The organism is Kitasatospora sp. NPDC085464, assembly GCF_044541955.1.
Lineage (GTDB): Bacteria > Actinomycetota > Actinomycetes > Streptomycetales > Streptomycetaceae > Kitasatospora.
This window is the reverse complement of sequence record NZ_JBITTM010000031.1, coordinates 61,224-85,219: the sequence shown is the minus strand read 5'-3', so window position 1 is coordinate 85,219 and position 23,996 is coordinate 61,224. Positions and strand designations below refer to the sequence as shown.

Annotated in this window: 20 protein-coding genes; 14 read left to right on the top strand and 6 right to left on the bottom strand. The window is 75.3% G+C overall.

Annotation, left to right across the window (positions count from 1 at the left end; translation table 11 throughout):
• Window positions 1-29 precede the first annotated feature (29 nt).
• Both ACIGG8_RS26510 and ACIGG8_RS26505 read left to right on the top strand, forming a co-directional pair.
• The gene (locus ACIGG8_RS26510; protein ID WP_396551358.1) at window positions 30-428 is read left to right on the top strand and encodes a MerR family transcriptional regulator; all 399 of its coding nucleotides are present in this window, start codon (window positions 30-32) and stop codon (window positions 426-428) included.
• Window positions 429-479: 51 nt separating this feature from the next.
• Window positions 480-2,015, top strand: a complete 1,536-nt coding sequence (locus ACIGG8_RS26505; RefSeq protein WP_396551317.1) for an AMP-binding protein — start codon at window positions 480-482, stop codon at window positions 2,013-2,015.
• 67 nt (window positions 2,016-2,082) lie between these two features.
• Here ACIGG8_RS26505 and ACIGG8_RS26500 read toward each other — a convergent pair whose 3' ends face one another.
• Complete coding sequence (locus tag ACIGG8_RS26500; protein WP_396551316.1) at window positions 2,083-2,856, bottom strand: LuxR C-terminal-related transcriptional regulator; 774 nt, start codon at window positions 2,854-2,856, stop codon at window positions 2,083-2,085.
• A 290-nt stretch (window positions 2,857-3,146) separates the two neighbouring features.
• Here ACIGG8_RS26500 and ACIGG8_RS26495 point away from each other — a divergent pair, with 290 nt between their 5' ends.
• The 3 genes from ACIGG8_RS26495 (at window position 3,147) to ACIGG8_RS26485 (ending at window position 5,319) form a co-directional block, all read left to right on the top strand.
• Window positions 3,147-3,977 carry a TIGR03084 family metal-binding protein gene (locus ACIGG8_RS26495; protein ID WP_396551315.1) on the top strand — a complete coding sequence of 277 codons (831 nt, stop codon included), beginning with the start codon at window positions 3,147-3,149 and terminating at the stop codon, window positions 3,975-3,977.
• A 111-nt stretch (window positions 3,978-4,088) separates the two neighbouring features.
• Window positions 4,089-4,703 (top strand): hypothetical protein, encoded by a 615-nt coding sequence (locus ACIGG8_RS26490; RefSeq protein ID WP_396551314.1) that lies wholly within the window; start codon window positions 4,089-4,091, stop codon window positions 4,701-4,703.
• Window positions 4,704-4,809: 106 nt separating this feature from the next.
• A complete protein-coding gene (locus ACIGG8_RS26485; RefSeq protein WP_396551313.1) occupies window positions 4,810-5,319 on the top strand; it encodes a hypothetical protein in 510 nt (169 codons plus the stop codon).
• 36 nt (window positions 5,320-5,355) lie between these two features.
• Here ACIGG8_RS26485 and ACIGG8_RS26480 read toward each other — a convergent pair whose 3' ends face one another.
• The 3 genes from ACIGG8_RS26480 to ACIGG8_RS26470 form a co-directional block, all read right to left on the bottom strand.
• Window positions 5,356-8,604, bottom strand: a complete 3,249-nt coding sequence (locus ACIGG8_RS26480; protein WP_396551312.1) for an error-prone DNA polymerase — start codon at window positions 8,602-8,604, stop codon at window positions 5,356-5,358.
• 142 nt (window positions 8,605-8,746) lie between these two features.
• Window positions 8,747-10,447 carry a DNA polymerase Y family protein gene (locus tag ACIGG8_RS26475; protein ID WP_396551311.1) on the bottom strand — a complete coding sequence of 567 codons (1,701 nt, stop codon included), beginning with the start codon at window positions 10,445-10,447 and terminating at the stop codon, window positions 8,747-8,749.
• Between the two features lies 1 nt (window position 10,448).
• Window positions 10,449-11,291, bottom strand: a complete 843-nt coding sequence (locus ACIGG8_RS26470) for a hypothetical protein (protein ID WP_396551310.1) — start codon at window positions 11,289-11,291, stop codon at window positions 10,449-10,451.
• Between the two features lie 236 nt (window positions 11,292-11,527).
• On the opposite strand from ACIGG8_RS26470, the gene ACIGG8_RS26465 reads away from it, so the two are divergent.
• The 7 genes from ACIGG8_RS26465 to ACIGG8_RS26435 all read left to right on the top strand — a co-directional run bounded on the left by ACIGG8_RS26465 (window position 11,528) and on the right by ACIGG8_RS26435 (window position 18,253).
• Entirely contained in the window at window positions 11,528-12,190 is a 663-nt protein-coding gene (locus tag ACIGG8_RS26465; protein ID WP_396551309.1) for an ArsR/SmtB family transcription factor, read from the top strand.
• Complete coding sequence (locus ACIGG8_RS26460; RefSeq protein WP_396551307.1) at window positions 12,187-12,924, top strand: SRPBCC domain-containing protein; 738 nt, start codon at window positions 12,187-12,189, stop codon at window positions 12,922-12,924. The genes ACIGG8_RS26465 and ACIGG8_RS26460 overlap by 4 nt, the downstream gene beginning before the upstream one ends.
• A gap of 99 nt (window positions 12,925-13,023) precedes the next feature.
• Window positions 13,024-13,596: a dihydrofolate reductase family protein gene (locus tag ACIGG8_RS26455; RefSeq protein WP_396551305.1), complete on the top strand. Its 573-nt coding sequence runs from the start codon at window positions 13,024-13,026 to the stop codon at window positions 13,594-13,596.
• A 182-nt stretch (window positions 13,597-13,778) separates the two neighbouring features.
• Window positions 13,779-14,369 carry a DinB family protein gene (locus ACIGG8_RS26450; RefSeq protein WP_396551303.1) on the top strand — a complete coding sequence of 197 codons (591 nt, stop codon included), beginning with the start codon at window positions 13,779-13,781 and terminating at the stop codon, window positions 14,367-14,369.
• Window positions 14,370-14,403: 34 nt separating this feature from the next.
• Entirely contained in the window at window positions 14,404-16,107 is a 1,704-nt protein-coding gene (locus ACIGG8_RS26445) for an Imm21 family immunity protein (protein WP_396551301.1), read from the top strand.
• Window positions 16,108-16,191: 84 nt separating this feature from the next.
• Window positions 16,192-17,199 carry a DUF2332 domain-containing protein gene (locus ACIGG8_RS26440; RefSeq protein ID WP_396551299.1) on the top strand — a complete coding sequence of 336 codons (1,008 nt, stop codon included), beginning with the start codon at window positions 16,192-16,194 and terminating at the stop codon, window positions 17,197-17,199.
• 295 nt (window positions 17,200-17,494) lie between these two features.
• The gene (locus ACIGG8_RS26435) at window positions 17,495-18,253 is read left to right on the top strand and encodes a MerR family transcriptional regulator (protein WP_396551297.1); all 759 of its coding nucleotides are present in this window, start codon (window positions 17,495-17,497) and stop codon (window positions 18,251-18,253) included.
• A 152-nt stretch (window positions 18,254-18,405) separates the two neighbouring features.
• On the opposite strand, the gene ACIGG8_RS26430 is transcribed toward ACIGG8_RS26435, so the two are convergent.
• On the bottom strand, window positions 18,406-20,808 hold the full coding sequence (locus ACIGG8_RS26430; protein ID WP_396551295.1) for an FtsX-like permease family protein: 2,403 nt from the start codon (window positions 20,806-20,808) through the stop codon (window positions 18,406-18,408).
• A complete protein-coding gene (locus tag ACIGG8_RS26425) occupies window positions 20,805-21,530 on the bottom strand; it encodes an ABC transporter ATP-binding protein (RefSeq protein WP_396551293.1) in 726 nt (241 codons plus the stop codon). The genes ACIGG8_RS26430 and ACIGG8_RS26425 overlap by 4 nt, the downstream gene beginning before the upstream one ends.
• A 287-nt stretch (window positions 21,531-21,817) precedes the next feature.
• On the opposite strand from ACIGG8_RS26425, the gene ACIGG8_RS26420 reads away from it, so the two are divergent.
• Window positions 21,818-23,269 (top strand): histidine kinase, encoded by a 1,452-nt coding sequence (locus tag ACIGG8_RS26420; RefSeq protein WP_396551291.1) that lies wholly within the window; start codon window positions 21,818-21,820, stop codon window positions 23,267-23,269.
• Complete coding sequence (locus ACIGG8_RS26415; RefSeq protein WP_396551289.1) at window positions 23,221-23,868, top strand: response regulator transcription factor; 648 nt, start codon at window positions 23,221-23,223, stop codon at window positions 23,866-23,868. Before ACIGG8_RS26420 ends, ACIGG8_RS26415 begins: the two co-directional genes overlap by 49 nt.
• Window positions 23,869-23,996 lie beyond the last annotated feature (128 nt).

The window sequence follows — 23,996 nt, the reverse complement described above, 5'->3', positions numbered from 1 at the left end:
CAGTGGGACGGACGGAGAGGGCCGTACGGGTGCGGATCGGCGAGCTGGCGCGGGCGACGGGGGCGACCGTCCGGGCGCTGCGGCACTACGAGCAGGCGGGGCTGATCGACTCCGCGCGCGAGCCGAACGGCTACCGCGACTACGGAGAGTCCGCGGTCGTCCGGGTGCGCAACATCCGTGCGCTGGTGGGCGCCGGCCTCACCCTGGAGGACCTCCGGCCGCTGCTGGGCTGCCTGGACGGGGACGTGCTGGCGAACCGGCCGTCCGAACGGGTGCTGGCGATCGCCCGGGAGCGGCTGTCGGTGCTGGAGCGCCGGATCGCCGCCCAGACCGAGGCGCGGGACCGACTGGCGGCGGCCCTCGCCGCGGCGCTCCCGGCGGCGGTTCCGGCGGCTCCTGCGGCGGACGGGAGTGCTGCGGAAGGGTGACACCCCCGATCGGGGGTGTGCACGGGGCGCACGGGAGAGGACAGTGAGCGCATGCAGATTCCACTCTCCGTGATGGACTTCATCGACCGGGCCGAGCTGGTCTACGGCGACCGGGTCGGCATCGTCGACGAACCTGTCCAGCCGGCCGAATCCTGGGGCGAGCTGACCTACCGCCGGGTCGCCGAACTCGCCCGCGCCCAGGCGGCCGGCCTGGACCGGCTCGGCGTCGGGCCCGGCGAGCGGGTCGCGATCGTCTCGCACAACTCGGCGCGCCTGCTCACCTCCTTCTTCGGGGTGAGCGGGTACGGCCGGGTGCTGGTGCCGGTGAACTTCCGGCTGAAGGCCGAGGAGGTGTCGTACATCGTCGAGCAGAGCGGCGCCTCCGTCCTGCTGGTCGACCCCGAACTCGCCGACGCGCTGGACGGGGTGGTGGCCGATCACAAGTTCGTGCTCGGCGCGGACAGCGACGCCCTGCTGTACGACTTCGGCAACTCCCCCCGGCGCTACGCGATGTCCGAGAACGACACCGCCACCATCAACTACACCAGCGGAACCACCGCCCGCCCCAAGGGCGTTCAGCTCACCCACCGCAACGTCTGGCTGAACGCGACCCTGATGGGCCTGCACTACGGCGCCAACGACCGCGACGTCTACCTGCACACCCTGCCGATGTTCCACGCCAACGGCTGGGGCCTGCCGTTCTCCCTCACCGGGCTCGGTGCCCGGCACATCGTGCTGCGCAAGGTGGACGGCGCGGAGATCCTGCGCCGGGTCGAGCGGCACGGAGTGACCTTCCTGTCCGGCGCGCCCGCCGTGGTCCAGATGGTGCTGGACGCGGCCGCCGACTGGGACGGCCCGGTGCCCGGCCGGGACCGGGTGCGGATGATCGTGGCCGGCGCCCCGCCGCCGACCTCGGTGGTGCAGCAGGTCGAGGAGGAGCTGGGCTGGGAGTTCATGCAGCTCTACGGCCTGACCGAGACCGCGCCCATCGTCACGGTGAACCGCTCGCGGGCCGAGTGGGACGCGCTGCCGGCCGCCGAGCGGGCCGAGAAGCTGGTGCAGGCCGGCGCACCCGCGCTCGGCACCCGGCTGCGGGTCGACGACGAGGGCGAGGTGCTGGTGCGCTCCAACACCGTGCTGGACGGCTACTGGCGGCAGCCGGAGGCGACCGCCGAGGCGCTGCGGGACGAGTGGTTCCACACCGGTGACGGCGGCACCCTCGTGGACGGCCAACTGACCATCTCGGACCGGAAGAAGGACGTCATCATCAGCGGCGGGGAGAACGTCTCCTCGATCGAGGTGGAGGACTGCCTGTACGACCACCCGGCCGTCGCCGAGGCCGCGGTGATCGGGGTGCCGGACGAGAAGTGGGGTGAGACGGTGAAGGCGCTGGTCGTCCTCCGCGAGGGCCACGGGACGGTCGACGAGGCCGAGTTGATCGCGCACTGCAAGCAGCGGCTGGCCGGCTACAAGTCGCCCACCACGGTGGAGTTCCGGGACTCGCTGCCGCGCACCGCCACCGGGAAGCTGCAGAAGTTCCGGCTGCGCGAGCCGTACTGGACCGGTCGGGAGCGCCGCGTCAACTGACCGGTTCGGGCAGGCGGCCCGGGCGGACGGTTCGGGCGGACGCTTCGGCCGGACGCTTCGGGCGGGCTCAGCCCACCAGGCCAGACTCCCTTGCCGCCAGCGCAAGTTCGGTCCGATTGCGGACGCCGAGCTTGTGCATCGCGGACTTGAGGTAGCCGGTCACGGTGTTGCACGTCAGGCCCAGTCGGGCGGCGATCTCCGGGTTGGTCCGGCCGGTCGCCGCCCAGCGCAGCACCTCGTGCTCGCGCGGGGTCAACGGCCGTACGGGGGCGGCCGGTCGGCCCGGCTCCGGTCGGACCGGCTCCGGTCGGGCTGCCGCGCGGCTCCAGGCGGCCGCCCCGGCCAGCGCCCGGGCCGCGGCCCGGGCCAGCGCGCCGACGGCGGAGATCCGGACGTCCCCGAACGGCACGACGGCACGCACCGAGGCGTACACCACGCCGTGTACGGTGCCGCCGTCCATCAGCGGAACGGTGAGCATCGCGTACAGGTCCTCGGCGGCCACGGCCGCATCGTAGTGGTGCGAAATGGTCGTCGCCGCACGGTAGTCGGGCACCCAGGTGGGCGCGCGCTCGGCGAGCGCGCGGCCGCCGAGGCCGAGGCCGGCCGGGACGGCCACGTCGTGCAGCAGGTCCGCCCGGGTGCCGGCCCAGTGGCGCAGCACCATGCCGTCGTCGCCCTTCCGCAGCCCGGGCAGCGGCTCCGGCACCCCGACCAGCCCGACGTCCGCGCCGCACTCCGCCACCACCCGCCGGGCGAGGTCGCCGAGGACGGCGTCCCGCACCAGCTCGGCGGCCCGGAGGGCGACTTCGACCTCGCCGGGTCGCCCGGCATCCGGTCGCACGGCATCCGGTCGCGCGGCATCCGATCGCACGGCATCCGGCGCGGCAGCGTCGGACCGCACGGCGGCACCGGGTTTCACGACCCCGCCGGATCGCGCGGCAGCGTCACCGGCTCGCGCAGCTTGGGGAGTGTCCGCGCTTTTCATCGCGCGATTCTCACACGCGCCGCGGCCGGTGGCGAGAGTCCTGACGTGCGTGTTCCGCGGAGTGCCGGGCGCCGGTGACGGGGCGGGCGTAGGGTGCGGCCGTGACGACCGGCGGGTGGTGACCGCCTTGATCGGAGGGGAAACCGATGACCGACCCGAACACCCCGGCTCCGCCGCCGAGCGGCGTCCTCGGCGGGCTGCTGGAGGACCTGCGGGCCGAGAGCGCGGTGCTGGACGGGCTGGTGACCGGCCTGCCGGCAGAGGGCTGGGCCCGGTCGACACCCGCCGAGGGCTGGACGATCGCGCACCAGATCGCCCACCTGGCCTGGACCGACGACTGGACGGCACTGGCCGCGCGCGACGCGAAGGGCTTCGCCGCCGCACTCGACGCCCGCTTCGGCAAGCTGTCGGCAGCCGGCGCCGACCCGGTCGAGGAGGGTGCGCGGGACGGCGCGGCCACCGAGCCGACGGTGCTGCTCGCCCGCTGGCGGGCCGGGCGGGAGGAGGTGCTGGCGGCGCTGTCCGCGGCACCGGCCGACGTACGGCTGCCCTGGTTCGGGCCGCCGATGAAGCCCGCCTCGATGGCCACCGCCCGGCTGATGGAGACCTGGGCGCACGGCCAGGACGTCGCGGACGCGCTCGGCGTCACCCGCGAGCCCACCGCCCGGCTGCGGCACATCGCCCATCTGGGGCTGCGCACCCTGGGCTTCGCCTTCGGCGCACACGGCCTGCCCGCGCCGGAGCGGCCGGTCCGGCTCGAACTGACCGCCCCCGACGGCGGGACGTGGGCCATCGGCCCGGCCGACGCACAGGACGTGGTGACCGGCCCGGCCCTGGACTTCTGCCTCCTGGTGACCCAGCGCCGCCACCGGGACGACCTCGCCCTCACCGCGACCGGCCCGGTCGCCGCCGCCTGGCTCCCGATCGCCCAGGCCTTCGCCGGGGCGCCGGGCAAGGGGCGGCAGCCCGGATCGTAGGGTCGGACGGCCCCGGCGGTCCGGCCGTGCGGGTCGCGGCCGCCGCCGCGTGGCCGGCCCGCAGGCCGCGGCCGCCGGGACGTGTCGGACCCCCGGGGTTCAATGGCGGGCATGAACGACCTGATCGGCCGACTGCCCGCCACCCCCGAGCTGCGGGACCGCTGCCGCGCCCTCGCCGTGCTCGACGCGATCCTGAGCCCGGACGACTGGGGCGGCCGGTACTACTCCTTCGATTCCCGCTGGTCCGCGGACAACGCGCTCGGTTCGATGCGCGACGGCCAGGGCAACGACTGGTTCGTGCTCTTCTCCCCCGTCGGCGTCTACGGGCGGAGCTTCGACCACGAGGTGCCGACGGCGCTGAAGCCGCTCGGCGCCGTCCCCGAGGCGTTCCGCGGCTTCGTCGAGGAACTGGGCAGCGGGGACGAGGAGGAGCCGGTCGCCACCGCCTTCTTCTGGCGGACGCACCAGGACGCGGCCTGGCGGGGGGACGCCGTCGACGCGTGCGAGGCCGGCCCGTTCGGACTGCTGCTGGACCCGTCGGCCGAGGCGTACCGGGACTGGGCCGAGGAGTACTTCGAACCCGAGCAGCCGCTGGACCTCGCCGCGATCGAGCACGTCCTGGCGCTGCGCCCGCTCACCCCGGCCGTGGTCGCGGCGCTCAACCCGGACACCGACCTGGAGGAGCTCGCGAAGGACCTCGCGGAGATCGACTTCCCCACAGGCTGACAAAAGGCTGACACATCGCCACATTCCCTGACGAAGGCGGCGTTAGCGACAGAACCACTCATTCTGGCGATAGGCCCGCACATTCGGCGAGTGGTGGAATGCCCGCATGATTCGCACCCCCACCACTCGCGCCGCTCTGGCCGCCGCCACCGCCCTGCTCGCCCTCGCCGGGCCGGCCGCCGCCGCCGCCCGGGCCACTCCCCCGCAGGCCGCCCCGGCGGATGCCGCCACCGTCGTGGCACCCACCCCCGTGATCGGAGCGCCGGTGCGGGCCGGCACTCCGGCCGCCGACCGGGTGGCCGCCTTCCTGGAGGCGTACCGCGCCGCCGTGCTCGGGCAGAGCGACCGGACCCCACGACAGGTCCGCGGCCACTACCTCTCCGCGCACCTGAACCACCGGCTGGACGCCCGGGCCCAGCAGCCCGAAGCCGACCCGGTGTTCCGGGCGCAGGACGTCCCGGCGCGCTGGGCGGCCCAGGAGGTCGGGCAGGAGAAGGGCTTCGCCTCCGTCCGGCTGACCGAGTCCTGGGGCGACGGGAGCGGCCGGGACGTCTGGTACGCCGTCCGCCTCACCGATCTGCGGATCCTCGACCTGGGCGACGAGCCCGCCCTCTAGGGTCCGTCCCTCAAGCCCCCGGTCGGCCCACCCCGCTCAGAGTCCGATCCTGAGCGGGGTGAGCCGGGTGGCGATCAGGTTGGTGGCGCCCCGGTCTCGCTCGATGTGGCCGTGGACCAGCAGCCCGGCCCGGTCCAGGGCGGTACGGCGCTGGGACTCCCAGACCGGGCGGTTGCAGATCACGTTGATCAGGCCGGTCTCGTCCTCCAGGCTGAGGAAGAGCACCCCGCCGGCCGTCGGCGGCCGCTGCCGGTGGGTGACCAGGCCGCCGACCACCACCGCCGTCCCCGGCGGCACGTCCGGGAGCTGGGCGGCACGAAGCGCGCCGCCGCGGTCCAGGCGGTCGCGCAGGTGCTGGAGCGGATGGCTGGTGGCGGAGGTACCGGTGGCCCACAGGTCCGCGATGGTCTCCTCGACCGGGCTCATCCCGGGCAGCTCCGGCGCCTCGGTGCCGGGCGTGGTGCCGGGGATCAGCTCGGCCGAGATCCCGGCGAACGCCCCTGCGGCCCACAGTGCCTGACGTCGCGTCAGCCCGAAGCAGTCGAAGGCTCCCGCCGTCGCCAGCGCCTCCAGGACGGGCGCGGGCAGGCCGGTGCGACGGGCGAAGTCCTCCAGGTCCGCGTACGGCTGTCCGGCCACGACCGCCTCGGCCTGCGGGGTGCCGATGCCGCGGACGGTCTCCAGGCCGAGCCGGATGGCCGGCTGCGGACGCCCGGCGGTCAGCGGCGGTTTCGGGGTCGGCCCCCGGTACGGCTCCAGGGTGGGCCGCGCCCCGCTGGCGTTGACGTCCACCCCGCGCACCCGCACGCCGTGCCGCCGGACGTCCGCGACCAGGCTGAGCGGCGAGTAGAAGCCCATCGGCTGGTTGGCCAGCAGGGCGCAGGTGAAGGCCGCCGGGAAGTGGTACTTGAGCCAGGCGCTGGCGTACACCAGGTAGGCGAAGCTGATCGCGTGGCTCTCCGGGAAGCCGTAGTTGGAGAAGGCCTCGATCTTGCCGTAGACGTCCTCGGCGACCTCCGGCGGGATGCCGCGCTCGGCCATCCCGCCCAGCAGCCGCTCACGCAGCCGGGCGACCCGCTCGTGCGAGCGCTTGGCGCCCATCGCCTGCCGCAGCTGATCCGCCTCGGCCGGGCTGAACCCGGCGCAGTCGATGGCGAGTTGCATCATCTGCTCCTGGAACAGCGGCACCCCGAGGGTCTTGCCGAGCGCGTTCTCCATCAGCGGGTGCGGGCAGCCGGCCGGTTCGACCCCGGCGCGGCGGCGCAGGTACGGGTGGACGGAGCCGCCCTGGATCGGGCCGGGGCGGATCAGTGCGACCTCGACCACCAGGTCGTAGAAGTGGTCCGGCTTGAGCCGGGGCAGGGTCGCCATCTGCGCCCGGGACTCGACCTGGAACACGCCCACGGTGTCGGCCCGGCGCAGCATCGCGTACACGCCCCCGTCGTCGTCCGGGATGGTGGCCAGGTCGTAGCGCAGGCCGTGGTGTTCCGCGACCAGGTCGCAGGCGTCGTGCAGGGCGGCGAGCATGCCGAGGCCGAGCAGGTCGATCTTCACCAGCCCGGCGCCGGCGGTGGACTCCTTGTCCCACTGCAGGACGGAGCGCCCGGGCATCCGGGCCCACTCGGTCGGGCAGATCTCCCCGATCGGCTCCCGGGTGAGCACCATGCCGCCCGAGTGGATGCCCAAGTGTCTCGGCAGACCGTGGAGTTGGGTGGCGAGGGCGAGCACGTCGGCGGGGATGACGGCGTCCGCACCGGGGGCGGAGCGGAAGTCGGTCTGCCGGCTGAACGCGTCCACCTGCCCCTGCGGGTAGCCGAGCACCCGGGCGGCGTCGCGGATCGCCAGCCGGGGCCGGTAGGTGATCACATTGGCGACCTGCGCGGCGTGCTCGCGCCCGTAGCGGCCGTAGACGTACTGGATGACCTCCTCGCGGCGGCGGTTCTCGATGTCCAGGTCGATGTCGGGCGGCCCGTCCCGGGCGGTGGAGAGGAAGCGCTCGAACAGCAGCCGGTAGTGGATCGGGTCGACGGCGGTGATCCCGAGGGCGTAGCAGACCGCGGAGTTGGCGGCCGACCCGCGCCCCTGGCACCAGATCTCCCGGCTCCGGCAGAAGTCCACGATGTCGTGCACGATCAGGAAGTAGCCGGCCAGGTCGAGGTCCTCGATCACGTCCAGCTCCTTGGCGAGCTGGCGGCGGGCGGCGGCGTTGCCCGGACCGAAGCGGGCCGGGCCGCCGGCCGCGACCAGGGCGCGCAGGTGGCTGATCTCGGTCTCGCCCTCGGGAACGGGGAAGCCCGGCAGTTCCGGGTCCAGTTTGGCGAAGTCGAAGGCGCAGGCCCGGCCCAGCTCGACGGTGGCCCGCTGCACACCCGGGAAGCGGGCCAGCCGACCGGCCATCTCGCGGCCCGAGCGCAGGTGAGCGGTGCCGGCCGCCCTGGTCCAGCCGACCGCGTCCTGCAGGGTGCGGCGCTCGTGCAGCGCGGCGAGGCTCTGCGCGAGGCGGCCCTGGGCGGGGCCGGCGTGGTGGGCGTTGGTGGAGGCGACGACGGGCAGTCCCGCTTCGGCGGCGAGGGCGGCGAGGGCGTCGTTGCGCCGGTCGTCGCCGGGCAGCCACTGGTCGATCAGCTCGACGTACACGTTCTCGCGGCCGAACGCCTCGGTGAGGGTGCGCAGCCGGTCCCCGGCCCCGCCCCGGTCGGGGCCGGGCCTCCCGGCGAGGGCGGCGGGGACCCGGCCGAGGCGGCAGCCGGTGAGCACCGCCCAGTGGCCGCCGTGCGCCCCGGCCAGCGCCGCGAGGTCGTACGCCGGGCGGCCCTTCGCACCACCGGCCAGCTGGGCGGCGGCGATCGCGGCGGACAGCCGGCGGTAACCGACCGGGTCGCGGGCCAGGACCAGCAGGTGCTCGGTCTCCTCCGGGGAGCGGCGGTCCGCCGCGTGGCGGAGGGTCAGCTCCGCGCCGAACACGGTGGCCACACCGGTGCCCCGGGCCGCCTCGGCGAGCCGGACGGCGCCGTACAGGCCGTCGTGGTCGGTGATCGCGAGGGTCTCCACGCCCAGCCTGGCCGCCTCGGCGACCAGGTCCTCCGGGTCGCTGGCGCCGTCCAGGAAGCTGAAGGCGGAGTGGACGTGCAACTCGGCCCAGGGTTCGGCGGACTCCTCCGGGGCGGGGGGAGGCCCCTCCGGGGCGGGGCGGCGCAGCGGGACGACCGTACGGTCCGGCGCCGCGCCGGTCAGCCGGCGGTGCAGCTCGCTCCAGGGGAGGTTCGGGTGGCTGGTGAAGCCCATCGGGGGTTGCCTTCGTCGTTCTCGTGCCTGCACTCACCCCCCTCGGTCCCTTGCGGGCCCGGGCTCATTGCGGGTCCGGTCCCTTGCGGGCCCGGCCCCTCGCGGGTCTGGTCCCTCGCGGGCCCCTCCGGTTCCGGGACCGCTAGTCGTAGCCGGCCTCCAGGTACCACGCACCCCCCTCCACGGTGAGCAGCAGCGCCCGGCCGTCGCCCACCACGACCTGGAACCGCGCCCGGCGGCGGGCGAGCGACTGGTCCCACCAGTACTCGACCGCCGGCCAGGGCCCGGTCCAGCCGTCCACCGGCTCCTCCCGCCCCCGGACCACGACCAGGGCCGGACGGGCCGACACCCCCGCCCGGCCGTCCACCGTGACCGGCAGCCCGGCCTCGTCCAGCACCCGCACCGGCGTGGGCTCCCGCAGCACCACGGCCGGCCACACCTCCGGCAGCCGCCCCGGCCAGGGCGCATCGGCCGGCACCGCCGCCTCGTACGGCTCGCCCCACGGCACCTTGACCGCCTGCTCCCCCGGACCGCGCCCGCCGGCCGGCTCGATCCGGCGCAGCCCGGCGTGCCCGAGCACCGCCTGCACCCGGGCGACCGCCCGCTCCACCCGGTCGTCCGCGACCGCCTGGCCCCACAGCGCCAGCTGGCGGCCCTGGTCCGGGGAGAGGCCGTCGGGGGCCAGGCGGAGCAGGGTGAAGCCCTCCTGTCCGTCGGTGAAGGTGCCCATGCCCTGCCAGGCCTGGAGCTGCCAGCGGACCCGCTCGGCCAGCGCCGTCGCCGACAGCCGGCCCTCGTGCCGCCACAGCCGGGAGGCCGACCGACCGTCCGCACAGGCCACCTCGACGGCCACCCGGCGGCAGGTCAGCCCGGCCCCGGCCAGCCGCTGGTGCAACGCCTCGGCCAGTGTGCGGGCGACGAACACCAGCGGCTCGGCCAGCGGCTCCGGCGGGTCGAAGCGCTGCTCGACGGCGAGGTCCGGCTCCTGGTCGCGCGGCACCAGCGGACGCGGCTGCAGCCCGCGGGCCAGCCGGTGCGCGACCGTCCCGGACGGGCCGAAGCGGTCCGCGACCGCCTCCGGCGGCAGCGCGGCGAACGCCCCGACGGTGGGCAGGCCGAGCCGGTCGAGCAGCTCGGCCGGCGCCTCGTGGCCCAGCGCGCTCACCGGGTACGGGGCGAGGAACTCCGCCGTCCGGCCGGCCGGCACCAGCACCCCGGCGCGGGCGGCCAGCACGGCGGCGAACAGGCCGTCGGCGACGCCGACCTGGGCGTGCGGGGCTTCGGGGGGCCGGGGGGCCTCGGGCGCCTCGGAGGGCTTGGGGGTTTCAGGGGCCTTGGGGGTTTCAGGGGCCTCGGGGGTTCCGGAAGCTTCGGGGTTCACCGCGCCTGGGACGGCGTCCGGGACGGGCGGGCGGCCGAGGGCGTCCGCCACCGCCGTACGGACCTTGGCGGCCAGCGCCTCCTCGCCGCCGAAGTAGCGGCCCGGGCCCTTCACCGGGATCGCGCACAGGCCGGGGCGGATCACCTCCACCCGGGGCGTGAACGCCTCCACTGCCGCGACCACCGGCTCGAAGCGGCGGGTCTCCGCCTCCGGGTCGCGGTCGCGCAACTCCAGCTCCGGGCAGAGCCGCTGGGCCAGCTTGAGCCGCTGCCCCTGCCGCACCCCGGCCGCCCGGGCACCCGCCGAGCAGGCGAGGATCCGCCCGCCCTCGGTCACCGCCACCGGGTCGTCGCCGGTGACGGCCACCACCGGCCAGTCCGGGCACCAGACCACCAGCACCCGGGGGGTGCGGTCCTCGGCGGTCCCGGACGGCTCGCTGCCGGACCGCTCGTTCCCGGGCATCTCAGACCACCGCCGCGACGCGTGGTGCCGCCGGCTCCGCCACGGGCTGCGGCTGCGGGTGCTCCCGGACCGGACGCTCCTGGAACGGGCCTTCCTGCAGCGGGCGGTCCAGCAGCGGGCGCTCCTGCAGCGGGCGTTCCAGGACCGAACGCTCCTGCAGCGGGCGCACCGCGCCGTGCTCGTCCGGCAGCCAGAGCCGGGCGGTCCGGCCGCGCACCGCCGAGCCGCGGCCCTCGGCCGCCACCTCGACCTGTCGGCCGGCGAGCTGCCCGTAGCCGTCGCCCAGCCCGAACCAGCGCCCGGAGCGCACCCCCAGCCGTAGTGCCGCGCCCGGCCAGGGTCCGGCCACCAGCAGCACGCAGCCGCTGCGCCGCAGCACCGCCGCCAGCCGGGCGGCCAGCTTCGGCGGCACCGGACCGTCCGGGCGCAGCATGACCAGTTCGACCGCACCGGCCAGCACCGACACCACCTCGGCCCAGTGCGGCCCGGGGTCGTCCGCGACCAGCAGTCGGCGCAGGTCCAGCCCGTACCCCTCGGCGGCGGCGAGCCCGAGGTCCGGCAGCCCGACCGCCGCCGCCCAGCCGCCCTCGGTGTCCCGCACCCCGGCGGCGAGCGCCAGCAGCAGCCCGGTGTCCCCGCCCGCCACCGACACCGCCGTGCCGCGTCGCAGGCCGCCGTCCGGCAGCACCTCCCGCAGCGCGGGCGGCACCGGCAGCAGGCCACGGGCCTCCGTCCGTCCGTCGCCCGGCTCCCCCGGCACGGCAGCCGGGAGCGCCACCGGCCGGAGCGCGGGGCGTGCGGGCTGCTCGGCGGTGGATTCGAAAACAGATTCGAAAACGGGCACAGCCCCAGGATCGAACATTCGTTCGCAAAGATTCAAGTCCGACCCGGTAGCCCCACCCGTCACTCTCCGTGCCAGGTCGCGGCGGGTGCGGGCGGTGGGCGACCGCCGGACGGGCGGCGGGCCCGCAGTGGACGGGCAGGGACGCTCGGCCGACCGGGCGAGACCACTCGGCCGACCGGCCTACCGACAAGCGTTTTTTCCTTGACAAATTTTTTTGTCGGATAAACCCTGGAGGGGTGCTGGATGTCGCCGTCATCGAAGAACCCGCCGCGGCCGAGGCGTCCCTGGACCCGATCCGGGCCCGGATCCTCGCCGCCCTGGCCGAACCCGGCTCGGCCGCCATGCTGGCCGGCCGCCTGGGCCTGCCCCGGCAGAAGGTCAACTACCACCTGAAGGAACTGGAGCGGCACGGGCTCGTCGAACTCGCCGAGGAGCGGCGCAAGGGCAACGTCACCGAACGGGTCTACCGCGCCACCGCGGCCTCCTACGTGATCTCCCCCAGCGTCCTCGCCGCCGTCAGCCCGGACCCCGACCGCTCCCCCGACCAGCTCTCCGCCCGCTGGCTGCTGGCCCTCGGCTCCCGGCTCGTCCAGGAGGTCGGGACCCTGCTGACCGGCGCCGCCCGCGCCCGGCGGCGGGTCGCCACCTTCGGCATCGACGCCCAGGTGCGGTTCGCCTCCGCGGCCGACCGGACGGCCTTCACCGAGGAACTGGCCCAGGCCGTGGCCGCCCTCGTCAGCCGCTACCACGACGAGTCCGCCCCCGGGGGCCGCAGCCACCGGGTGGTCGTCGGACTCCACCAGATCCCCTCGGCAGCACGGCCCGCGTCCCCGACGGAGACGGCCGGGACCGACGCGCAACAGCCCGAGGACGAGCCGAACCAGGAGAACCCGCGATGACCCACCCGTTCGAGATCGAGCTGGAGACCTCCCTGCCCGCGAGCCCCGAGCAGGTCTGGGAGGCGATCGCCACCGGACCGGGGATCGACTCCTGGTTCATGGGCCGCAACGAGCTGGACCCGCGCGAGGGCGGCACCGCCGCCATGGAGGTCGGGGGCCACCGCGAGGAGGCGGTGATCACCGCCTACGAACCCGGCAAGCGCCTGGCCACCCGCACGACCACCGCCGAGGACGGCCGCTTCATGGCCTTCGAGTACCTGATCGAGGGCCGGGACGGCGTCGCCACCGTGCTCCGCGTCGTCCACAGCGGCCTGCTCGGCGACGACTGGCAGGACGAGTACGACGCGCTGCGCCGCGGCTGGCCCTTCCACCTCCACACGCTCCGCGAGTACCTCGCCCACTTCCCCGGGCGCACCGCCACCCCCATCTTCGCCGCGGCGCCGTCCACCGGGCGGCCGGAGCCGGAGGTCCGCACGGTCCTCGCCGACGCGCTGTCACTCCCCCTGCCGGTCACCGTCGGCGCACGGGCCCACGGCGGACCGGCCGACCTGCCGCCGCTGGACGGCGAGGTGGTCTGGGCGGACGACGAGCGCCTGGCGGTCCGCACCGCCGACGGGCTCCACACCTTCCACCACGGCTCGGGCCTGGTCCTGATGTTCCACCACCTCTTCGGCCCGGCACCGGCGGGGGCCGAAGCCTCCTGGCAGCAGTGGCTGAACGGCCTCCTCGCCTGACCGCTCGCCCGCCGGGCCGCTGAACCCTGGACCGCCCGCCCATCTGCACGTCTGCACGCCCCCCGATCCGCACCCGTACGAAGAACAGAGGAACCACCGATGCGCACCCTGATCAGCACCGCCTTCATCTCGCTCGACGGCGTCGTCGACTCCCCCGGCGGCGAACCCGGCTACCGGAACGCCGGATGGACCTTCCAGGACATCGAGTTCGTCCCCGAGGCGTTCGAGATCAAGGGGCGGGAGCAGGAGGAGGCCGGCGCGATGCTGCTGGGCCGGGTCAGCTACCAGGCGTTCAGCCCGGTGTGGCCGGACATGGCGGACTTCGCCCGCTACAAGACCCTGCCCAAGTACGTCGTCTCCACCACCCTCACCGAGGACGACCTGGTGCCGAACTGGGGCGAGACCACCATCCTGCGCTCGCTCGACGAGGTCGCCGCCCTGAAGGAGACCGAGGGCGGCCCGATCATCGTCCACGGCAGCGCCGCCCTGAACCGGGCCCTCTCGGACGCCGGCCTGATCGACCGCTACCACCTGCTCGTCTTCCCCGTACTGCTCGGCGCGGGCAAGCGCCTGTTCAGCGCCACGGACAAGGACGCCCAGAAGCTGAAGCTGGTCGAGTACGCGGCCTACGACAACGGCCTGCAGAAGCAGGTCTTCGACGTGGTCCGCTGATGGCCCCGCAGGGGATCGACGATCGGATCACGGCAGGACGGGATTCGGGCCTGACGATTCGTCAATTCTCCTGCACTTGGCGTGCGGTAGCGGGCGGCAGGCGGAGGGCAGCGGGCGGCGGGCGACGGCGGCAGGGGGCCGAAACCGGTGGACAGGCCTCCGCTCGTCGACAGACTGGTCGCATGACTGCGACGGACGACAAGACCGACCTCCGGATCTACCTCCAGGACGCCCGCGACGCACTGCTCTGGAAGCTCGACGGCCTCTCCGAGTACGACCTGCGCCGCCCGCTCACCCCCACCGGGACGAACCTGCTCGGCCTGGTCAAGCACCTCACCGGGGCCGAGGCGATGTACTTCGGCGACACCTTCGGGCACCCCTTCCCCGAGCCGACCCCGCTGTGGTTCATCGGCGGCACCGAGCCGAACGGCGACCTGTGGGCGCGGGCGGAGGAGGGCGCCGAGGAGATCGTCGGGCGCTACCGGCGGGTCTGGGCGCACTCGGACGCCACCATCGAGGCCCTGCCGCTGGACGCGACCGGCCGACTGCCGTTCGGCGACCGCCCCGAGCAGACCCTGCACCGGGTGCTCGTCCACATGATCGCCGAGAGCCACCGCCACGTCGGCCACGCCGACCTCGTCCGCGAACTCGTGGACGGCGCCGTCGGCCAGCGCCCCGACGGTATCAACACCGCCGAGGGCGACGCGGACTGGTGGCGGGCCCACCACGACCGCGTGGAGCAGGCCGCCCGGAAGGCCGGCGGGCTCGCCTGACCCGCGGGTCGTCCGCCCCCGGTACGGTGCCCGGATGGACCGGGTGGAGTGGATCGATTCCGAGGGCGGGCCGCTGGTGCTCGTCCCCGAGGCGGCGCTGGACGCGTGGACCGGCAGCGAAGGTGCGGACTACGACCGGGCCTGCGGGGTCGACGGTCACGTCGGGCTGCTGGACGTCGGCGGGGCGCAGGCGCTGGTCCTCGGCGACGAGCCGCTGTCGACGACCCACCTGCCGGAGCGGGGACTCCTGCTGCGGTGGATGGCGGCGGAGTCGGAGGAGGCGATCCTCGCCGCCCTGCCGCGGGCGCTGCAACTCGCCGAGTGGGAGCCCGAATTGTCCTGGGAGGTCGACAACGGGCCGGTGTACCAGATGGCGTACTGGCGGGCCCGGCCGGCCGAGCGGGGCATTGCGACGGAGGTCGCGAACGGCTTCGGCCGGGCGTACCGGTACGTGGGGCCTCCGGAGCTGCGGGAGGCCGCGGGCCCGGCGGTCGACCGGTCCGGACGGCCGACGAGCAACGGCCCGAGGCGACAACCCGCGCGGCGATGTCGGGCCGGGCCGCTAGGGTCTGGGGGTCAGGGCCGGGGAGGGGTGGGGTACGTGGGGTGTGAGCAGGTGTCGGGTTCGCCGGGCGGAGTGGTGCACGCCGAGAGCCGGGAGTTCCTGGCCCGGGAGGGGCTGCCGGCCGCGGGGGCGTTCCTGGAGTTCGGCGCGGTGCGGCCGTTCCCGGCGGACGCGGAGCGGCTGTTCGTCCTCGGGGAGACGGACTACTGCACGCCCTTCGCCGCCCTCGGCAACCTCGTCCTGCTGGACGGGGCGACCGGTGAGGTGTTCCTGGACAACGGCGGCCCGCGACGGGACCTGCTGGCCTCCGACCTGACGGCACTGGCCGGCCTGGTGCGGGAGGTGGAGGCCGTCGCCGAGGCGGCCCGGCGGCCGGAGGCGCTGGACGGACGGCGCGGCCCGGCCGTTGTCGCCGAGGTCGTGGCACGGGCCGAGCAGCGGATGCGGGAGGTCGATCCGGGCCTGTTCGCGCACGGCTCCACGCCGCCCGCGCACTGGGGCACCGCACTGCTGGTGCACGCGCTGGGCTGGGGTGCGCTGCCGGGCGGTCCGGGCGGTCCCGCGTACGAGGTCGGCCCGGAGCTGGTGGCGGAGCTCGCGGCACTGACGGACGAGGACGACGGCCCCGGCCGGGTGCACCGCTTCCGGCCCGAGCACCTGCCCGCCGCCCTGGTGCACGAGCCGACCCGGCGGCTGCTGACCGACGTCGGGCTGCCGCTGGGCGGGGCGATGTTCGGGGTGTGCGACGAGCCGCTGGTCACCATGGGCGAGGCGTACCCGGAGTACTTCGACGGCGAGGAGGACCGCCCGTACCAGCGGGACTTCATCGCCCTCGGGGACTGGCCGACGGACCTCACGATCGCCCTGGACGGCGCCACCGGCCGCCTGGAGCTGCCCGACTGGTACGACGACGGCCAGCCCGAGGCGTACCTGAACCGCGACCTGTCCGCCCTGCTCTACGCCCTCTGGACGTACGAGCGGCTGCGCGTCGAGTGGGAGCGCTGGGACTACGGCCGGGGCCACGACACCTGGGCGGTGTTCGACCCGCAGTCGCTGCTGAGCACGGTGGTGGACCGGCTGGTGGAGGCCGTCGACCCGGAGGCCTTCGCCTCGCCCGGCTGCTCCTGGCGGCTGCTCGCCGAGGACGGGCACATGGGCGGCATGCTGGGGTGACACCGCTCCCCGCCCGGTCGGCCACTGCGCAGCGACCGGGCCTACGCCGGGCCGATTTCTGATCATCCGGAAGGGCGGACGAAGATGCACAACGATACAGGGGACCTCTACCGGGGCTTCGCGGAGCGGGAGGCGCGCGGCAACTCGGCGGCCTACCAGGACCTGGCCGAACGCGTCGCCGAGGACGGGCAGGTGCGCGCGCTGCTGGACGGGCTGCCGGCCGCCAAGCGGCAGCCGAACCTGCTGTTCGGCGCCGTCCGCCACCTGGGCGGCCCGGTGACGGAGGGCTGGCCGGCCTTCCGCGCCTGGGTGACGGCCCACTGGGAGGAGGCGTCGGCCACCATGCTGGAGCGCCGGACGCAGACCAACGAGTCGGGCCGCTGCGCCACCCTGCTGCCGCTGCTGGCGACGCTGCCGCAGCCGCTCGCGCTGATCGAGGTGGGCGCCTCGGCCGGGCTCTGCCTGTACCCGGACCGGTACCGCTACCGGTACCTGCCGGCCGACGGTACGGGCGGCGTCCCGGTGGCCGAGTTCGGCGCCGCGGCGAGCCCGGTGACGCTGGACTGCGCGGTGAGCGGGCCGGTGCCGCTCCCTGCGACCCTGCGGGAGCGACTGCCGGAGGTGGTGTGGCGGGCCGGGATCGACCTCGACCCGCTGGACGTCCGGGCCGAGGAGGACGTGCGCTGGCTGGAGTCGCTGGTCTGGCCGGAGCAGACCCACCGGCTGGACCGGCTGCGCGGCGCCGTGCAGGTCGCCCGCGCCGAGCCTCCGCTGCTGGTGCGCGGTGATCTCAACGCGACGGTGCGGGAGTTGGTGGCGCAGGTACCGGGGGGGGCCACCCCGGTGGTGTTCCACAGCGCCGTGCTCGCGTACCTGTCGCCGGAAGCGCGGGAGGAGTTCGCGGCGACCGTGCGCGAGCTGCCCGGGCACTGGATCTCCAACGAGGCGGTCTCCGTGCTGCCGGCCGTCGCCCGGCGCCTGCCCCGCCCGGCCCCGCCCGGATCCGGACTGTTCGCGCTGGCCCTGGACGAACGGCCGGTGGCCTTCACCGGGCCGCACGGGCAGTCCCTGGACTGGTTCGGCGACGCGTAGGCGCCGCGGGCGGGACGTAGGCGCCGCGGGCGGGACGTAGGCGCCGCGGGCGGGACGGGCGGGATGGGCAGGGCGGGACGGGCCGCCGAGGCCCGGCTCGGGCGGGAAGCGGCCGGCTCGGGCGGGAAGCGGCCGGCTCGGGCGCGTGGCCGGCCCGGCTCTGACGGACGCCGGCGAGTCCGGACTTGAAGCTGCCGCAGCGGCAACTTCTACCGTCGTGACCACGGCCGGAAGAACCGGCCCGGTACGACGAACGTGGAACCCGGGAACGGACCCGGGAGCGAGGGAGGCGGCCATGGCCTGGCCGATCGCGGAAGTGGCCCGGATGTCCGGGGTGACCGCCCGGACCCTGCGGCACTACGACGAGATCGGCCTGCTGCCGCCGGCCCGGATCGGCTCCAACGGCCACCGCTACTACGAGGAAAGGCAGTTGCTGCAGCTGCAGCAGATCCTCGTACTGCGGGCGCTGGGCGTGGGGCTGCCCGAGATCGCCCGGATCCTGGGCGACCAGGTGGACGAGCTGGACGCCCTGCGGGGCCACCACCGGCGGCTGGTCACCGAACGCGACCGGCTGGACGCCCTGGCCGCCACCGTCTCCCGCACGATCGCCGACCTGGAACACCGTCGGAAGGACGGCACGCCCATGACCATCAATCGCCCCGAGAACCTGTTCGAGGGCATCCGGCCCGCCGACGTCGACGCCAGCCTGCGGGACTTCCCCGAGCACGTCGAGGCCACCCGGCGCGCGACGGCCGCGATGAGCCCGGAGGAGATCGAAGCCGGCCAGCGCGAGCGGACCGCACGCATGATCCACCTGGCCGAACTGCTGGCGGCCGGCCACCCGGCCGACGCCGAGCCCGTGCAGAGCACGATCGACGAGGAGTACCGGATGCTCGGCACCCTCCGGCCGGTCCCGGTGGAGGAGTACCTGGCGATCGCCCGTTCCTGCACCGAGAACGACCGGTGGAGCGCCGCGTACGAGGCCATCGCCCCGGGCCTGGCCGCGTACCAGCGGGCCGCCATGGAGGCGTACGCGGCGGCGCGACTGACCTGAGTGCGGCCGACCACGCCGGGTGAACCGAACCCGCCGGAGTGGGCCGGCCGCTCCGGGTGAGCGGCCCCCGCCGGGTGGGCCGTTCCTGCCGGGCGCCCTTCCACCGGTCGGCCGGTGGAAGGGCGCGCCGCCGGGTTCCTCCCCCCCCGTCGTCATTCCGTCCGCAGGGCCGTGACCGTCCGGGTCCGGGCCGCCCAGGTGGCGGGGAGGGCGGCGCCGAGCAGGGCCAGCGCCACGCCGCCGAGGACCAGCGGCCCCACCACCGAGGGACCGAACACGCCGAGGTCCGCGTCGGGCACACCGATCCCGGCGGCGCGGGCCATCGCGGGCATCACCCAGTGGTGCACCGCGACCCCGAGCGGTACCCCTAGCAGCCCGGCCACCAGCCCGCTGCCGCTGACCGAGGTGAGCACCATGCCGACGGTCTGCCGCGGCGACATCCCGAGCGCCTTGAGCACCCCGAGGTCGTGCACCCGCTCCCGGGTGTCCAGGAGCACCGTGTTGAGCACCCCGAGCCCCGCGACGGCGGAGAGCAGCAGGGTGAGCACCCCCGCCAGGGTGTTCATCGCCAGCACCACGATGTTGACGTGCTGCTCGCCGGGCTCGGCGCTCAGCCCCATCGGCCGGACCGCGCCGTCGAGCGCGTCGGCGTACGCCTTCGGGTCGGTGCCGGGGGTGAGGTCGATGTGGAAGGCGATCGCCTCGGCGGCGACGGCGCCGCCGAGCGGGGCCAGCGTGGCGCGGTCCACGTACACGAAGTCCTCGGTGGCCAGGACCTCGCCGGTGATCCTCGCCGGGGTGGTGCGCCCGTGGTCGGTGAGCGTCACGGTGTCACCGACCTTCGCCTGGTTGGCGCGGAGGAAGGCCGATCCGACCACGACCTCGCCGGGGCCGCCGAACCAGCGGCCGGAGACCAGCTGGTAGCCGGCCCGCGAGACGTCGCCGCTGAACGCGACCACCTCGGAGCGGCCGGTGTTCCCGGCCACGGCGGCCTGCGCCGGGACGCTGCTGTACCAGGCCCCGGTCCCCCGGCGGGCATCGATCGCCCGGGCCACGGCCGCCTCGTCCACCTGCTCGGCGGGCATCGTGCCGCCCTCGATCGGGGCCTGGACCACGACCTTTCCGCCGCGCCCGGCCTCCAGGCCCTCCTGCAGCAGGCCGAGCGAGAGCGTCAGGCCGACGCAGAGGGTGACGCCGGCCGTGCCGAGCACCACCGCGGCCCCCGTGGTCGCCGAGCGGCCCGGCCGGTTGAACGGGCTCGCCAGCCCGAGGCTCAGTGAGCGCGGCACCGGCAGCCGACCGATCCCGTTCCGGGCCCGCGCCGACAGACCCGGCACTCCGGCGTCGCCGGGTCCGCCCCGGGCGGCCAGGGCGGCGGCCCGTTTCGCGCCCGGCGCCGTCCGGCCGACCGCGAGCGCCTCCACCGTGCGCAGCCGTCCGGCCCGCAGCGCCGGCACCAGCGCGGTGCCCGTCACGGCGGCCAGGGCCGCCAGCGGGACGGCGAGGTCCACCCAGAGCGGGATGCCGAGCAGGCCGCCGCGCAGTGCCTTGCGGGCGATGCCGAGGACCGGTACGGAGAGCACGTTGCCGCCGAGCACGCCGAGCGCCGTGCCGGTGCCGGCCGGGATCAGCGCCTGGCCGACGTAGGCGCGCGCCACTTGGGCCGGGGTGAAGCCCAGGGACTTGAGGATGCCGATCCGCCGGGTGGCGGCGGTGACGGCGCCGCTGACCACGACGCCGATGATCAGCACCGACATGGCGAGGCCGAGCACCCCGAAGGCCGTGACGAACGGGACGAAGGTCGAGGCCGTCCGGTCGGCCTCCTGCTGGGCGGGCCGGTAGGAGGTCGCCCGGACGAGCGCGCCGGCCGGCACCGCGGCGGCGAGCGCGGCGTGGTCGGCCTCCACCTCGGCGTCGGTGCCGGCGCGGGCGAAGCGGTAGAGGTACTGGGCGGCGGCCGTGGTGCCCGGCGCGGTCAGCCCGGCGACCTGCTCGGGCGCGATCCAGCCGTCCGCGCTCCAGGAGACGGAGGAGGCGAGGCCGACCACCTTGAGCGTCGGGCGCCCCGGCAGGTCCGGGAACTGCATGCCGTCGCCGACGGCCAGCGGCGAGCGGCCGTCCGGCAGCACCACCTCGCCGGGGCCCGCGACCCAGCGGCCCGTGGTGATCCGCAGGCCGTCCAGCGGGCCGTCCTGCGCCCGGCCGACCAGTGTCATCGGCGGGAGCAGGCTGCCGGGCGGCGGCAGCTCGGTGCCCTCCCCCGAGCGCGGCCGGACGGTGACCGCCGGGTACGGGCCGGCCGAGGCCGTGACACCGGGCGCGTGGGCGGCCGCGGCGAGCCGGTCGGGACTCGCCGCGGTCGGGTCGTAGAGCACGTTGAGGTGCGCGCCGTGCTGGTCGGTGAAGGACCGCTGGTAGGGGCCCCGGGCGGCGACCAGCAGACCGACCGCGAGGATGCACGCCGTCACGGACATCATCGCGGTGAGCACCATGACCAGGGTCTGCACCCGCTTGCGGCCCACCCCGGCCCGGACCACCTTGCCGAGGAAACTCATGCGTCCACCCCGCTCCGCTCGCCGGGGGCCGGTACGGCCGCGCTGTCCCGGACCAGCCGGCCGTCGAGCAGTTCGATCGTCCGGTCCGCGCAGGAGTCGGCGAGCGCGGTGTCATGGGTGACCAGGACGATCGTCTGTCCCTCCGCGTTGAGCCCGCGCAGCAGGTCGCGGACGTCGGCGGCCGAGGCGGTGTCCAGCGCGCCGGTGGGTTCGTCGGCCAGCAGCACCGGCGGACGGTTCATCAACGCCCTCGCCACCGCGACCCGTTGGCGCTCGCCGCCGGAGAGCCGGCCGGGGAACGCCCTGGCGTGCCGGGCCACCCCCAGCCGCTCCAGCAGCTCGTCGGCCCGGGCCCGGGCCGGCTCCCGCCGCATCCCGGCGAGCTGGGCCGGGAGCAGCACGTTGTCCTCGACGTTCAGGTCGTCCAGCAGGTTGAAGAACTGGAACACCATGCCGATCCGCCGCCGCCGGAACTCGGCCAGCGCGGCCTCGCCGAGCCCGTGGACGGCCACCCCGTCCACCTCCACCGTGCCCTCGCTCGGGCGGTCGAGGCCGGCGATGAGGTTCAGCAGGGTGGACTTGCCGCTGCCCGAGCGGCCGAGCACGGCCAGCGCCTCGCCCGCCCGCACCTCCAGGTCGAGCCCGGCCAGGGCGGGGCGGGCGGCGTCGGATCGGTCGTACGTCCTGCTGACGCCGCGGATCCGGATGATCGGCGCGTTCACTGGCCCTCCACGGTTCTCGGTCCGGCCCCGGGCGGACCAGGACCGGCTGACGGGACACGACGCTACGAACCGGCCCGGGGGCCCGGCCAACCGTCTGGACGGCGTCTTGGGGGTGTATCCAGATACACCCCGAACTGGGTGTCCAGGCCTAGAGCGCCGGCCGCCGCGGCCCGGCAGACTGAGCCACCGTAAAGATCGGAACCGGGGTCCGCAGGGCCCGCGGGGGCTCCGGGACCGAGGGCTTCGAAGCCCCGGGCGGAGGCTCCGGGACGGCGAGGGGGCGCTTCATGGGTGTGCAGGCGGTGACGGACGTGACGGCCCGGGTGGGCCGGGCCTGCGTCGACGGCGTACGCGCCTGGTACGTGGTGACGCTGGCCGTGACGGGCCTGGTCTCGCTGCTGTCCGGGCCGCTGCTGCTGGCCTCCGCGCTGTTCGGCCCGGAGGAGTCCGGGCGGTTCGGGCCGGGCGGCCCGTTCATCCTGCTGGTCCCGTTCGGAGTGGTCGCCCTCTGGGCGCTCTGCTGGGCCACCGGGGGCGGCGGCCGGGCCGTCGGCGCCGCCCTGTTCGCCCCGGGCGCGCTCGCGGTGATGGCGACGCACCTCTACGGCGGCGCCGCGCCCGGCGGCCGGTCCGTCTCGCTCTGGCTGTCGCCCGCGCTGCTGATGCTCGCGCTGTTCGGCGCGCGCTGGATCGCGGGGGAGAGCAGGCGGGTGGTCGGGAAGTGGAGCGGGCGGCCGGTCCCGGTGCCGTACCACCGCCCGCCCGGCGTCACCGGCCCCTGGCAGCGGCTGCGGGCCGGCGGCTGGCTGGCCGACCCGGCGACCTGGCGTGACCTGCTCTGGGCGCTGCTCACCGGCTTCGCGGTGCTGCTCACCGCCGCGGTCGTCGTGCTGACCCCGGTCGCCCTGGAGGTCTTCGGCCGGAACGGGCCGTTCTTCCCGCTCGGCGTGATCTACGGGATGGGCCTGTACGCCGCGCCGGCCGCCGCCCTGTGGGCCGCCCCGTCGGTCCTGCGGATCCACGAGCAGGCCGCCCGGGCCCTGCTCGGGCCCTCCCGGCGGGCACAACTCGCCAGCCAGGTCAGCCACCTGGCGCGGACGAGGGCGGACACCATCGACGCCGGGGCCGCCGAACTGCGCCGGATCGAGCGGGACCTGCACGACGGGGCGCAGGCCCGGCTGGTGGCCCTCGGCATGCTGCTGACCGTGGCCGAGCAGCTGAAGGACGACCCGGACGCCCTGGCCCCGCTGCTGGCCGAGGCCCGGACGTCCTCGGTGAAGGCACTGGGCGAGCTGAGGGACCTGGTCCGCGGCATCCACCCCCCGGTGCTCGCCGACCGCGGACTGGCCGACGCGGTGCAGGCGACGGCGCTGGACCTGCCGCTGCCGGTCACCTTCACCGGCACCCTGACCGGCCGGGCACCGGAACCGGTGGAGTCGGCCGCCTACTTCGCGGTCACCGAGCTCCTGGCCAACGTGGTGAAGCACGCGGGCGCCTCGCGCGTCTGGATCGAGATAGGGCACAGTGACGGGCTGTTGCGGATATCGGTCACCGACGACGGGCGCGGCGGCGCCGACCCGTCCCGGGGCACCGGTCTCAGCGGAACCGAACGCCGACTGGCCGCCTTCGACGGAGTGCTCGCGATCAGCAGCCCGTCCGGCGGGCCCACCATCGTGAACCTGGAGATCCCGTGCGCGTTGTCATCGCCGAAGACCTCTTCCTCCTCCGGGACGGCCTGACCCGGCTGCTGGAGGCCAACGGGATGAAGGTCACCGCGGCGGTCGAGAACGGCGACCAGCTGCTCGCCGCGGTGGCCGCCGACCGGCCCGACATCGCCGTGGTCGACGTCCGGCTGCCGCCCGGCTTCACCGACGAGGGGCTGCGGGCCGCGCTGGCTGCCCGTCAGGCCCACCCCGGCCTGCCCGTCCTGGTGCTGTCGCAGTTCGTGGAGCAGCTGTACGCGCGCGAGCTGCTGGCCGGCAGCACCGGCGGGATCGGCTACCTGCTCAAGGACCGGGTGATGGACGGCGCCCAGTTCATCGACGCCGTCCGACGGGTCTCCCAGGGCGGCACCGCGATGGACCCGGAGGTGATCACCCGGCTGCTCACCCACAACTCCTCGGCCGGCCCGGTCGCCACCCTCTCCCCGCGCGAGCGGCAGGTGCTGGCGCTGATGGCGGAGGGCCGCTCCAACGCCGCCATCGCCCAGCAGCTGGTGATCACCGAGCGGGCGGTCGCCAAGCACACCGCGTCGATCTTCGTCCGGCTCGACCTCCAGCCGTCCGACGACGACAACCGCCGGGTGCTGGCCGTCCTGGCCTACCTCAACAACGCCTGAGGGGCCGCCGACCACGCCTGAGGGAAGCCGTCCACCGCGTCGGACGGGACCGCCGGCGACACCGCGCCCTCGACCGAGAACCGGCACTTGATCGTTCACCAACAAGTGGTGGGCGGCCCTCCGCTGCA

Excerpts from the sequence above, each read along its gene's own strand:
- ACIGG8_RS26505 (WP_396551317.1), top strand. The coding sequence starts at position 480 with ATGCAGATTCCACTCTCCGTGATGGACTTCATCGACCGGGCCGAGCTG.
- ACIGG8_RS26495 (WP_396551315.1), top strand. The coding sequence starts at position 3,147 with ATGACCGACCCGAACACCCCGGCTCCGCCGCCGAGCGGCGTCCTCGGC.
- ACIGG8_RS26490 (WP_396551314.1), top strand. The coding sequence starts at position 4,089 with ATGAACGACCTGATCGGCCGACTGCCCGCCACCCCCGAGCTGCGGGAC.
- ACIGG8_RS26485 (WP_396551313.1), top strand. The coding sequence starts at position 4,810 with ATGATTCGCACCCCCACCACTCGCGCCGCTCTGGCCGCCGCCACCGCC.
- ACIGG8_RS26480 (WP_396551312.1), bottom strand. The coding sequence starts at position 8,604 with ATGGGCTTCACCAGCCACCCGAACCTCCCCTGGAGCGAGCTGCACCGC.
- ACIGG8_RS26475 (WP_396551311.1), bottom strand. The coding sequence starts at position 10,447 with ATGCCCGGGAACGAGCGGTCCGGCAGCGAGCCGTCCGGGACCGCCGAG.
- ACIGG8_RS26460 (WP_396551307.1), top strand. The coding sequence starts at position 12,187 with ATGACCCACCCGTTCGAGATCGAGCTGGAGACCTCCCTGCCCGCGAGC.
- ACIGG8_RS26455 (WP_396551305.1), top strand. The coding sequence starts at position 13,024 with ATGCGCACCCTGATCAGCACCGCCTTCATCTCGCTCGACGGCGTCGTC.
- ACIGG8_RS26450 (WP_396551303.1), top strand. The coding sequence starts at position 13,779 with ATGACTGCGACGGACGACAAGACCGACCTCCGGATCTACCTCCAGGAC.
- ACIGG8_RS26445 (WP_396551301.1), top strand. The coding sequence starts at position 14,404 with ATGGACCGGGTGGAGTGGATCGATTCCGAGGGCGGGCCGCTGGTGCTC.
- ACIGG8_RS26440 (WP_396551299.1), top strand. The coding sequence starts at position 16,192 with ATGCACAACGATACAGGGGACCTCTACCGGGGCTTCGCGGAGCGGGAG.
- ACIGG8_RS26435 (WP_396551297.1), top strand. The coding sequence starts at position 17,495 with ATGGCCTGGCCGATCGCGGAAGTGGCCCGGATGTCCGGGGTGACCGCC.
- ACIGG8_RS26430 (WP_396551295.1), bottom strand. The coding sequence starts at position 20,808 with ATGAGTTTCCTCGGCAAGGTGGTCCGGGCCGGGGTGGGCCGCAAGCGG.
- ACIGG8_RS26420 (WP_396551291.1), top strand. The coding sequence starts at position 21,818 with ATGGGTGTGCAGGCGGTGACGGACGTGACGGCCCGGGTGGGCCGGGCC.